This is a genomic window from Qipengyuania zhejiangensis, from assembly GCF_035607565.1.
Taxonomy (GTDB): Bacteria; Pseudomonadota; Alphaproteobacteria; order Sphingomonadales; family Sphingomonadaceae; genus Qipengyuania; species Qipengyuania zhejiangensis.
In genome coordinates this window covers 506,929-518,801 of the sequence record NZ_JAYKGO010000001.1, presented here as the reverse complement: position 1 = coordinate 518,801, position 11,873 = coordinate 506,929, and the positions used below count along the sequence as shown (strand labels likewise).

Annotated in this window: 10 protein-coding genes; 4 read left to right on the top strand and 6 right to left on the bottom strand. The window is 61.7% G+C overall.

Annotated features, from left to right (window positions below; genetic code table 11):
* Positions 1-92 precede the first annotated feature (92 nt).
* Entirely contained in the window at positions 93-2,741 is a 2,649-nt protein-coding gene (locus VR863_RS02465) for a TonB-dependent receptor (RefSeq protein WP_324826844.1), read from the bottom strand.
* A gap of 256 nt (positions 2,742-2,997) precedes the next feature.
* Here VR863_RS02465 and typA point away from each other — a divergent pair, with 256 nt between their 5' ends.
* Positions 2,998-4,818, top strand: coding sequence for a translational GTPase TypA (gene typA / locus VR863_RS02460; protein WP_324826843.1), 1,821 nt, complete (start codon positions 2,998-3,000; stop codon positions 4,816-4,818).
* A 74-nt stretch (positions 4,819-4,892) separates the two neighbouring features.
* On the opposite strand, the gene VR863_RS02455 is transcribed toward typA, so the two are convergent.
* Positions 4,893-5,738: an outer membrane protein gene (locus tag VR863_RS02455; RefSeq protein WP_324826842.1), complete on the bottom strand. Its 846-nt coding sequence runs from the start codon at positions 5,736-5,738 to the stop codon at positions 4,893-4,895.
* A 231-nt stretch (positions 5,739-5,969) separates the two neighbouring features.
* Between VR863_RS02455 and putP the strand changes: the two genes are divergently transcribed.
* The 3 genes from putP to VR863_RS02440 all read left to right on the top strand — a co-directional run bounded on the left by putP (position 5,970) and on the right by VR863_RS02440 (position 8,558).
* Positions 5,970-7,448: a sodium/proline symporter PutP gene (gene putP, locus VR863_RS02450; RefSeq protein WP_324826841.1), complete on the top strand. Its 1,479-nt coding sequence runs from the start codon at positions 5,970-5,972 to the stop codon at positions 7,446-7,448.
* A gap of 3 nt (positions 7,449-7,451) precedes the next feature.
* Positions 7,452-7,823, top strand: coding sequence for a VOC family protein (locus VR863_RS02445; RefSeq protein ID WP_324826840.1), 372 nt, complete (start codon positions 7,452-7,454; stop codon positions 7,821-7,823).
* Positions 7,824-7,889: 66 nt separating this feature from the next.
* Entirely contained in the window at positions 7,890-8,558 is a 669-nt protein-coding gene (locus VR863_RS02440; RefSeq protein ID WP_324826839.1) for an extensin family protein, read from the top strand.
* A gap of 23 nt (positions 8,559-8,581) precedes the next feature.
* Here VR863_RS02440 and VR863_RS02435 read toward each other — a convergent pair whose 3' ends face one another.
* From VR863_RS02435 to VR863_RS02420, 4 genes are all read right to left on the bottom strand, one after another.
* Positions 8,582-9,211 carry a response regulator transcription factor gene (locus VR863_RS02435; RefSeq protein WP_324826838.1) on the bottom strand — a complete coding sequence of 210 codons (630 nt, stop codon included), beginning with the start codon at positions 9,209-9,211 and terminating at the stop codon, positions 8,582-8,584.
* A gap of 124 nt (positions 9,212-9,335) precedes the next feature.
* Positions 9,336-10,088, bottom strand: a complete 753-nt coding sequence (locus VR863_RS02430; protein ID WP_324826837.1) for a proteasome-type protease — start codon at positions 10,086-10,088, stop codon at positions 9,336-9,338.
* Between the two features lie 22 nt (positions 10,089-10,110).
* Positions 10,111-10,929, bottom strand: coding sequence for a transglutaminase family protein (locus tag VR863_RS02425; RefSeq protein ID WP_324826836.1), 819 nt, complete (start codon positions 10,927-10,929; stop codon positions 10,111-10,113).
* Positions 10,929-11,873, bottom strand: coding sequence for an alpha-E domain-containing protein (locus tag VR863_RS02420; RefSeq protein WP_324826835.1), 945 nt, complete (start codon positions 11,871-11,873; stop codon positions 10,929-10,931). The genes VR863_RS02425 and VR863_RS02420 overlap by 1 nt, the downstream gene beginning before the upstream one ends.

The window sequence follows — 11,873 nt, the reverse complement described above, 5'->3', positions numbered from 1 at the left end:
AAGTGGGACAGATCGCCTGCCCGTCGGCTTCAGGCAAAGAAAAGGGGGCCCGAAAGCCCCCTTCCCCAAAATCAGATCGGATCGGCTGGCGATCAGAACTTGAACTTCGCAGCGACACCGTAGGTGCGCGGCTGGTTCGGGGAACCCGAGATCGAACCCGACTGAGCCACCGAATCGAAGATCGTGGTGATGTAGCGATCGTCGAGCAGGTTGCGGCCCCACACGGTCAGGTCGAGACCCATGGCCAGCGCGTAGGTGAAGCTGGCCGAAAGTTCGTCCACCTGGCGGCGGAACGGGCGGGCAGCGTCGAACGCAGCCTGCTGGCCACCGCTGATGAAGCCGGGCAGGCCGTCAGCGATCTGCACCGGTGCTTCGTGGTAGAAGTTGGTGTTCACTATGATGCGGTCGCCAGCGGAGTTGATCTCCTTGTCGTACTGGGCACCCAGCGCCATCGTGAATTCGGAAATGCCCGCAACTTCGCGGCCCGACAGATCGCCGATCGAGCTGTTCGGGAACGTCACGTATTCCGGTTCGAGGTAGGTGAAGGCTGCCATCACGCTGAAGGAATCGGACACGCGCACGACGCTGTCGAATTCGATGCCGAAGGTTTCCTGTTCACCTGCATTGGCCAGGGCAAAGCCCGTGCCGGTGAAGATGTTGGACTGGAAGCCTTTGATCTTCTGGTTGAAGAACGTGAGGTTGGCCGAGAGAACATCCCAGTTACCCTTGAAGCCCAGTTCCGCAACTTCGGTCTGTTCCGGACCCGCGAAGCGCGAACCGGTGGTCAGGTTGACGGGGTTGAGCCCACCGGCAACGATCGCCGGAAGGTCGCTCGCCAGCGGACGGCTGTCACGCGAAAGGTTGAACGAGCTCGCCTTGAAGCCGGTTGCGTAGGACACGTAGACATTGAGCGACGGCGCAATGTCGTACGCCAGACGCGCGGTCCAGCTCCAGTCGTTGTCGCTGGTCTTGCCGTCTTCCACGCTGTTCGGAACGTTGAGGAAGGGCGGCAGGAACTGAAGCGGCTGCAGGTCCAGAAGCGGATCGGCAGCGGCAGCGGAACCCGCGGCAATCTGCGCGAAACCGGCTGGGTTAGCCTGGGCGAACGCCTGGATCGTCGCCGCGTCGGCAAGGCCGCCCGGTACGTTCAGGATGCCGCCGATTGTGGACGCGAGACCGAAGTTGAAGGCCGTGTCGCGAACCTGCTGGAGGTCGATATTCGAGAACACGTCGGTGGAAAGGACGTTGGTGGCAACTTCCTTGCTGTCGTCGGTGTAGTTCGCACCCAGCGTCAGCACGAGGCCATCGAGGATTTCGAAATCGACCTGGCCGAAGATCGACAGCGCTTCGTTCGAGAGCGTGTAGGCTTCGACGAGGCCCTGGCCCGGAGCGAAGAACTGGCCCGCGTAATTCTGGCCAGACAGCGCGCCGATGGTGGCTTCGATGCTCTGCACCGCAAAATCGTTCGGCGGGCTGGTGACCGGGCCGCCGATCAGCAGGTTGGCGTATTCGCGGAAGTCCTGACCGAAGAAGATCTCGTTCTTCTGGTCGATGTCTTCGTTGAAGTAGAAACCGCCGAGCAGGAAGTTGATACGGTCGCCGATTTCACCGGAAAGGCGCACTTCCTGCGTGAAGGTTTCGAGGCCCACGTCCGCAAAGTTGCGGCCGATCAGGTCGGCACTGGTGAAATCCGAATCCTGGTCGGTCAGCGCGCGCGATTCGCGATAGGCGGTGATCGAGGTCAGCGTGAAATCGCCGATGTCGTAATCGGCCTGTGCCGAAACGCCCCAGTTTTCGATGTCGTTGGCCGAATCGAAGTTGTTGTAGATCACGTCCGCGAACGGATCGTTCGGGTTCGGGATCTGGCCGCCGATGGCGAAGACCGCGCCACTGGCTGCGCTCTGGCGCAGGTTGACCACGCCACAGCAGACTTCGTCGATCTTGTCGTAATCGCCGATGATCCGCAGGCTGAGCGGGCCACCGTTGTCGAACAGCAGCTGGCCACGGGTGAACCAGCGGTCACGGCCGTTGCTGTCGTTGCCGGTGCCGAGGTCATCGAGGTAGCCGTCGCGCTTGTTGACGCCGCCTGCCAGGCTGAATGCGATGCTATCGGTGATCGGGCCGGTTACCAGGCCCTTGCCGACGATGGCGTCATAGTTGCCATAGGCGAGCTCGACCGAGCCGCCGAAGTCGAACTGCGGGTCCTTGGTGACGATCGAGATCACGCCGGCGCTGGCGTTCTTGCCGAACAGGGTCGACTGCGGGCCGCGCAGCACTTCGACGCGCTGAACGTCGGGAAGATCGGTGATCTGCGAAGCCGTGCGGCTGCGGTACACGCCATCGACGAACACGCCGACCGACGGTTCGATACCGGCGTTGTTGGCACCGTTGCCGAAGCCGCGGATGAGGAAGTTGGTGTTGGCCGAGCTTTGCAGCTGGTTGACGCGAAGCGAAGGAACCTGGGTCTGCAGATCCTTGAGATCGCGGATCTGGGCGCGCTCGATCGTTTCGGCAGTGGTGACGCTGACTGCAACGGGGATTTCCTGCAGCGTCTGTTCGCGCTTGGTAGCGGTCACGATGATGACGTTGCCCATTTCAGGCTCGGCCTGCTCTTCGAGCACGCCTTCGTCGTCCGCGCCTGCATCCTGAGCAACTGCGGCAGTCGGCAAGGCAAGCGCAGCGGCGCCAGCCATGAGGGTAGTACGAACGGTCGCGGTGCGGCCGATTGACTTGAAATTCATGAATTTTCCTCTTCTCACAAGACGTCTTTTCGTCTGCTGCGCAGTCCCCAAATTGCGCAGGCGTACGCCCGATAGGTGCAGAACCCCGCCCCCTCAAGCACTTAGGGGCATCGGCACCAAGCCATTCGTCGTGTGTGCCTTTCGCGTTACACCGCAACGTCTTGCCGCATTGCAGCATCTGCGCTAGGGGCGCGGCAAATACGCGACCCGCCGATATACGGCTGTCGCTTGGCCTACATTACGAAAGAAAAACCCCATGTCCCGCGACCTTCGCAACGTGGCGATCATCGCCCACGTCGACCACGGCAAGACCACCCTTGTCGACCAGCTCTTCCGCCAGTCCGGCACCTTCCGCGAAAACCAGCGCGTTGAAGAACGCGCCATGGATTCCAACGACCTGGAAAAAGAACGCGGGATCACCATTCTCGCCAAGTGCACCAGCGTCGAATGGAACGGCACGCGCATCAACATCGTCGACACTCCGGGCCACGCCGACTTCGGTGCCGAAGTCGAACGTATCCTGAGCATGGTCGATGGCGTCATCCTGCTGGTCGATTCGGCTGAAGGCCCGATGCCGCAGACCAAGTTCGTCACCGGCAAGGCGCTGGCCCTGGGCCTGCGCCCCATCGTCGTCGTCAACAAGATCGACCGTTCCGACGCGCGTCCGCAGGAAGTGCTCGACGAAGTGTTCGATCTGTTCGCCAGCCTCGACGCCAACGACGACCAGCTTGAATTCCCGTCGCTTTGGGCTTCGGGCCGCGATGGCTATGCCAGCGATGACGAATCCGCCCGCGAAGGCGATCTCAATCCGCTGTTCCAGCTCATCGTCGACCACGTGCCTTCGCCGGGTCTCGACCCCGATGGTCCGTTCAGCTTCCTTGCGACGCTGCTCGATCGTGACAACTTCATGGGCCGTGTCCTCACGGGCCGCGTCCAGTCGGGCACGGTCAACATCAACGATCCGATCCACGCGCTCGATGGCGACGGCAACGTCGTGGAAGTCGGCCGCGCGACGAAGCTGCTGAGCTTTGACGGGCTCGAGCGCGTTCCCGTAGAACGCGCCGAAGCGGGCGACATCATCGCGCTTGCCGGTCTGGAAAAGGCGACCGTGTCGAACACCATCGCCGATCCGGCGGTCAAGGAGCCGATCCGGGCGCAGCCGATCGACCCGCCGACGCTCGCCATGCGCTTTGCCGTCAACGACAGCCCCCTCGCGGGCCGCGAAGGCACCAAGGTGACCAGCCGCATGATCCGCGATCGCCTGTACCGCGAAGCCGAAACCAACGTCGCCATCCGCATCACGGAAAGCGAAGACAAGGACAGCTTCGAAGTGGCCGGCCGCGGCGAACTGCAGCTCGGCGTGCTTATCGAAACCATGCGCCGCGAAGGCTTCGAACTTGGCATCAGCCGCCCGCGCGTGCTGTTCCGCGAAGAAAATGGCAAGCGCATGGAGCCGTTCGAAACCGTCGTGATCGACGTGGATGACGAACACTCCGGCACGGTTGTCGAGAAGATGCAGCGCCGCAAGGCCGAGCTGACGGAAATGCGTCCGTCGGGCCAGGGCAAGACCCGCATCACCTTCTCCGCACCAAGCCGCGGCCTTATCGGCTACCACGGCGAATTCCTGTCCGACACGCGCGGCACGGGGATCATGAACCGCATCTACGAAAAGTACGATGTTCACAAAGGCCCCATCGAAGGCCGCCAGAACGGCGTGCTGATCTCGATGGTTCCGGGTGAAGCGGCTGCCTACGCCCTGAACATGCTGGAAGATCGCGGCGAACTGTTCATCGGCGCCAACGCCAAGATTTACGAAGGCATGGTCATCGGTGAAAACGCCAAGCCGGACGATCTCGAAGTGAACCCGATGAAGTCCAAGCAGCTCACGAACTTCCGTTCGACCGGCAAGGACGATGCGATCCGCCTCACCCCTCCGCGCGTCATGACGCTGGAGCAGGCCATCGCCTATATCGACGACGACGAGATGGTCGAGGTCACGCCGTCGAGCATCCGTCTTCGCAAGGCCCTGCTCGATCCGCATGAGCGCAAGCGCGCCAAGCGTTCGGGCGGCATGTAACCGGTTCGAACGACAGACAAAAAAAGGGCCACCGCAATGCGGTGGCCCTTTTCTTTTGCGTTGTCGCCGTTCGCTTAGAAGCGGAAGCTCAGCGAGGTGCGGATCGAGTGGATGTCGAAGTTCGAATCCGCCGATGCAAGGTTGGTCTGGCCAGCGTCGAGAAGGAACGGATTGGTCGCCCCTGCCGTGCCAGGTCCAACGAGGACCGATGCCTTGTCGTCGTCGTAGCGCGAGTACAGGTACTCGAGGCCCCACGAGATGTTGTCGGTGAGCATCAGTTCCGCGCCGCCGCCAATCTGGCCGCCAAGACGCCACTTGTCGTCGCCAACCACGTCGAACGAATTCGCGGTGTTGGTGGTGGTGAACTCGTGCTCGATATCGCCATAGGCGACACCGCCGGTCACGTAGAACAGGCCTTGGCCGTTACCCGGCGAGAAGCCGAGGCGGCCACGCACAGCGACCGACTTGTCGAGCTTGCTCGCAAGGGTGTAGCTGGCAGGGGTGGTGCTGAAGCCCGAGGTGTATTCGACGGAATCGGACATCGCACCTTCGACGAGGAGGCCGGCCACGATGGGTCCGTCACCAAGACGCTTGTCGAAACCGATGCGGACGGCATATCCGAAGTCGGACTTGTCGTCACGGCAACCGGCCGTCCTGGTCGCGCCATTTGCCTGGCCGTTACAGAAACCGGGGCTGAAGGCGTCGATATTGGTCACGGTGCGGACATTATCGTCAAAGTCACCATCGCCGTCGGTGTCGAATACCAGGCGATCGTTTGCATTGTCGTCCATTGCGTCTAGGCCGAACGTACCACCGACATAAACGCCGTCAAAGTATGTCTTGCCCGAATCCTGCGCCATTACTGGTGACGCGAGGCTTGCTGCCGCGATAGACGCGGCGAACAGAATTGTCTTTTTCATGATTTGCTACCCTCTGTGAAACAGATACTGCCCTAATCCCTGCCGGATCGAATAGTTCCATCATTTTCTGAAGGTTTTTCACGGCGGATCGCAGGATTTACACAAGCCATCCCGGCGATCGGGCGGCCCCGCGGCACACATCGAAGGCCGAAAGACGATTCTGCACGGACCGTCACTCCCCCATCCGCGCCAGATTGGCCAAGGGCTGCCGTTTTTGTTACCTGCCCGCATATGCAAACAGGTACACTGATTTCACTCGCCCTTTATTTCATCCTCATGCTCTCGATCGGTCTGTGGGCGTGGAAGCGCTCTACCGATACCAGCGAAGGGTATCTTCTGGCCGGACGAAACCTGCCGCCGGCGGTTGCGGCCCTGTCGGCCGGTGCCTCGGACATGAGCGGTTGGCTGCTGCTCGGCCTGCCCGGCGCCCTTTACGCAAGCGGCCTGGTTGAAGCCTGGATCGGGATCGGCCTTTTCCTTGGCGCACTGGTGAACTGGATCGTGGTGGCACCGCGCCTGCGCAAACAGACGGAAGATCTTGGCAACTCCCTGACCATTCCCGAATTTCTGGCCAACCGGTTCCCCAGCCATGCCATCGCCCTGCGGATCGTGTCCGCTCTGATCGTGGTGGTGTTCTTTTCCGTATACACGGCCGCCGGGCTTGTCGGCGGCGGCAAGCTGTTCGAAACCAGTTTTGCCGGCCTGATGCCCGGTCTGGGAATGAGCGATTACACGCTGGGCTTGTGGATCACGGCACTGGTCGTCCTGGCCTATACGATGGTCGGGGGTTTCCTGGCGGTAAGCCTGACCGATTTCGTGCAAGGCCTGATCATGGTCATCGCACTGATTCTCATGCCGCTCGTCGTGATGTTCGGCCCCGGCGGCAGCGCCGGCGGATCGCTGGCGGACGTTCCGGTGCCCGGGTTTCTCAGTCTGACACAGGGGCTGACTGTGCTCGGCTTCATCAGCGCGGTCACATGGGGCCTGGGATACTTCGGGCAGCCGCATATCATCGTGCGGTTCATGGCCATCGATACCCTTGCGAACGTCAGGAAAGCGCGCACCATCGGCATGAGCTGGATGGGCGTGGCGTTGCTCGGTTCGATCGGTATCGGCATTGCCGGGCGCGCCTATGTCGAACGCAACGGCCTGGTGGTGGACGATCCGGAGACGATCTTCATCGTTCTGGCGAACCTTCTTTTCCACCCGCTGATAACGGGCTTCCTCCTGGCTGCGTTGCTGGCGGCGATCATGTCCACGATCAGCTCGCAGCTGCTGGTTGCGTCGTCTTCGCTCACCGAGGATTTCTACAAGCTGTTCTTCCGCAAGAACGCGGGCGAACGGGAGAGCGTGAACGTGGGACGGATATGCGTTGCGCTGGTGGCGCTGGCGGCAATCGTGATTGCCAACGATCCGGAAAGTGAAGTGCTGGGACTGGTGTCTAACGCGTGGGCGGGTTTTGGTGCCGCGTTCGGCCCGTTGATCGTCCTGTCGCTGACATGGGACCGGATGACCGGCGCGGGCGCGCTGGCCGGGCTGGTGACCGGCGCCGGGGTGGTGATGGTGTGGATCGCGCTGGGGTGGAATGCCGCGCTTCCGGGAATGGATGGCGGGCTCTACGAAATCGTCCCCGGCTTCCTTGCAGCCTGGCTTGCCATCGTGGTGGTCAGCCGCGTCACCCGGAGCGAACCTCAAGCGCAAGGAGCCTGAACCATGGCGAAGATTACTGGACTTGGCGGTGTATTTTATGTCGTGAAGGATCCTGCGGCGACGCGCGCCTGGTATGAGGATGTGCTGGGTATCGGGGGCGAATACGGGCCGCAGCTTAACTGGTCCGAGGAACAGGGAAAACAACCCTACTCCCTCATCAGCCACTTCGCCGACGACACCTATATCAAGCCCGGCCAGGGCAGTTTCATGATCAACCTTCGGGTCGACGATCTGGATACCTTCGTCGCCCAGTTGAAAGACAAGGGCGTCGAGGTGCTCGACAGTGTCGATGAAGGCTACGGCAAATTCGCGTGGTTGCTCGATCCCGATGGTGTGAAGATCGAACTGTGGCAGCAGGTCGACGCACCCGACTGACCCGCCGATGCCTGCAATTTCACCGTGTTAGGGAAAAATTAACCATAAAGTCGGGATAATCCGCTCATGCGACCGTATCCTGCCATTCTCCTTCCAATCCTCCTGTTGATGGCAGGGTGCGGCGCTGTACCCGACAGCCGCGAACCCAAGCGCGTTCGCAACGAAGCCGCCGCTGCCACCATCGCACAGACGCGGCCCCAAACACGCCAGTGCCACGCCGAACTCGGCCAGACCGGCTCGCGCTTTGCTCCGCTACCAGACAAATATTACGGCGCAGGCTGTTCATCGCTAAACTCGGTCCGGCTTGACGGGATCGGCGGCGACGAAAGCGAATTCCTGGTCACGAACCTGGGACCGCTCGCCTGTCCGGCTGCAAGCACCCTGGCCGGGTGGGCGCGTTTTGGCGTGGACCGCGCCGCGCGCCAGATCATGGGCAGCCCGCTTGCGCGGATTGAAACGATGGGCAGCTATTCCTGCCGCAATGTCGCGGGAAGCGGACGCCTCTCGGCCCACGCACGCGCGGAGGCGATCGATGTCGCAGCCTTCGTGCTGGCCGATGGTCGCAGGATTTCGGTTATCGGCGGTTGGAACGCATCGAAAAAGGAACGCGAGTTCCTGAGAACGGTCCACGAAAGCGCGTGCAAACGGTTCGGCACGGTCCTCGGACCCGACTACAACGTTGCCCACCGCGATCATTTTCATCTCGAAGCGGGCAACGGTTCCTACTGCCGCTGATCCGCCGCAAGACCACCGCACCCCTATCCCGCAACGAACCTCGTGCCGCCTTCCAGATGCGCCTCGAGGCGCAGGCGGACGGCCTGGCTCGGGTGTTCGGCGCCCAGCTTGGACATCATGTTCGCGCGATGGATCTCGACCGTACGCGGGCTGATCGCCAGTTCGCGCGCGATCATCTTGTTGCTGCACCCTTCGGCCAGCCAGTCGAGCACTTCGCGTTCGCGCGGCGACAGCGCCGCGATACGGTTTCGCGCTTCCATCATCTTGCGCCGCGCCTGCGCATAGGCATCGGCCTCCCCGCCGATCCGCCCGATCATGTCCGCCAGACGATCCTGCCGCAGCGGTAGGCGGAGGTAATCCAGTGCACCTGCCTTGATCGCTTCCACGACACGGGTCGGGCGGGGATCGAAGGCGGTGCCGACGATCGGCAGCCACAGCCCCTTGGCCGACAGGGCCTGCAACACCTTGGCGACCCCGCCCCTGCTCTCATCGTCAAACACAAGGACAATGCCGTTTTGGGGCGGATGAGCCATCAGTTCGTCGGCGTCCGCGTAGATTTCGCAATGGTGGCCAAGGTCGAACCCCATGTGCGCCTGTTCGGCCCTGGACCGGCTTGTCCCGCCGACGATGTGCAGTGTTTGTCGCTGTTCCATAAGGCAAATCATGCCGCACTACGGACTATTACGGTATGCGGGACACCACCTATATGGAGGTTAAGGCAAGGCTCGTCCCGTCAACCCGGCAGCGAACCTTGGGAAACAAACATCCAGTTCGGATCTACTTTTCGTCGTCGCGATAGAAACTGTAGTCGGGAAGCGAATGGAACGCGTTTTTCAGCGCATCGCCCCAGCTTGACGAAATCGCCTGGAAATAGGGATCGTCGGCGTTGATCCGGTGCTGATGCGATGGTTCGAACGCGTCACGATTGATGACCTGCAAATCCAGCGGAAGGCCGACCGACAGATTGGCCTTCAGCGTCGAATCGAAACTGACCATCAGCAGTTTTGCGGCATCTTCCAGGCTCATTTCGCGATCATAACCGCGGATGATGATCGGGCGGCCATACTTGGTTTCGCCGATCTGGAAGAAGGGCGTGTCGTGGCTTGCTTCGATGAAATTGCCTTCAGGATAAACCATGAACAATCGCGGTTCCATGCCCGCGATCTGACCGGCGACGATGACCGATGCGGTGAATTTGCCCTGCCCGCGCTGACCGTTGGCGTTCTGGCGTTCGGCTATGGTGGTCCGCAGCAGCCGCCCGACTTCTGTGGCGACCTGAAACATCGTCGGGCTTTCGAGCAGGATGTTGTCCCGTTCGCCGGGGTGTTTCATCCGTTCTTCGAGTTGCCCGATAACGGCCTGGGTCGATGCCAGATTGCCGGCCGTCATCACCGTGATGATCCGTTGGCCCGGAACGCTCCAGGTGAACATCTTGCGGAAGACAGAGATGTTGTCGACGCCGGAGTTCGTCCGCGTGTCGCTCATCAGGACGAGGCCCTTCTCAAGGACCATTCCAACACAATACGTCATGAATTCTTTTCCTTTGGGGCAGCTATTGCTGCTGCACCTGCTGTTGTTCGACCGCAACATCCACTTCGAGCACAGCCGATGACGAGCCGAAACTGATCCCGGTGATCGGTGCTGCATCGCGGTAATCGCGGCCCGTCGCCACACGCACATAGCGGGCATCGGGACTAATTCCGTTCGAAACGTCGAACCCGACCCAGCCCAGTCCCTCGACATAGGCTTCGGTCCAGGCATGGCCGGCTTCCTGTTCGATCCGGTCGTCCATCATCAGGTATCCGCTTACGTACCGTGCGGGCACTCCCAACGCGCGGGCCGCCCCGATGAAGATGTGGGCGTGATCCTGGCAAACGCCGTTCGCGGCGGCATACGCCTCTTCGGCGGTCGTCGTGGAATTGGTGGTTCCGGTGATGTAGGACACCTTGTCGAGGACGGCCGATGACAGGTTGTGCAGCATATCGAGCCGTTCCCCGCCGCGCCGATCGAGTTCGGCAACCAGTTTCCTGATCCCGGGCCCCGGACGCGTCAGCTTGGTCTGCCCGCGAAAGCTCCACAAGGGCAGATGGCCGGCGTGCAGCCCGATCACACCGGCGTGGTCGCTGGTATCGACGTGGCCGTGACAACTGACTGTCACATTCTGCGCGCCTTGCTCCACCGCCACCAGGGTCACGGTGTTGTGGTGCTGGTCTTCGTACGTCAGTTCGGGATTCGCGCCTTCGTATTCCATCGCCCAGTCGATGATCTTCTGCCCTTGCGTTTCCTTGGGCGTCAGACGCAGGCGCTGAAGCGCATGAACCACGGGCGTCTCGAAACGGTAACGGGTGGTGTGGCGGATGGAGAGGCGCATCAGGCAAGGAACCTGTAATCTTGGGCGATCGCACGGCCGATCGCGGCGTTGGCAGCGGTGAATTCAACCACGAATTCATGCAGTCCCTTGTCGAAAACCTCTTCGATCGTGAGATCGGAAAGACGGGTGTCGGCTTCGCGCATGAGTTCGTTACTCTCCCCTTCGGAGCCGTGCATTCGTGCCAGTGCCGCCAGTTCGTCGCGCAAGGTGGAATGGCAAAACGCCAGGCTGCGCGGGAAGCGGTTGTCGAGGATCAGGAATTCGCAGATCCCGCGCGCATCGATCTGCCCCGCGTTGAGCCAGCGGTAGGCCCGGTCACCCGAAACCGAGCGCAAGACCTGGTCCCATTGGCCCGTGTCGAGGCTTGAGCCCACATAGGACAGCGACGGCAACAGCAGATAATACTTGATGTCGAGGATGCGGGCGATGCTGTCGGCACGTTCGACGAAGGTACCGGCGCGGGCGAAGTGATACCCCTCGTCGCGCAACATCGACCCGGCCAGCGCGCCATGCGCCAGCGTGCCGGCCCGGCGGATGGTGGCCACCGTGTCCAGCACCCTGTTTTCGCCCACGGGCTTGGACAGCTGGTCCTGCATCTCCAGCCAGTTTTCGTTGATCGCTTCCCACAGTTCGCTGCTGATGGCGTTGCGCGCCAGCCGCGCGTTCTGGCGGACCTGCCCGAACATGGCGAGGATCGACGATCCGTTATCCTTGTCGCGCAGGATGTAATTCCACGCCTGCACACCGGTATAGCTGGCGTGCTTCGTTTCGTAGCCGACCCGCTGGCCCGCGGTGGACATGACCGATCGCCATTCCTCCTCCGCCGTCACCAGATCGCGGGTCAGCGCCATGCGCAGGCCCGCATCCAGCAGGCGCGCGGTGTTTTCGGCCCGCTCGAGATAGCGGAACATCCAGAACAGTCCGTTTGCAGTGCGTCCCAGCAT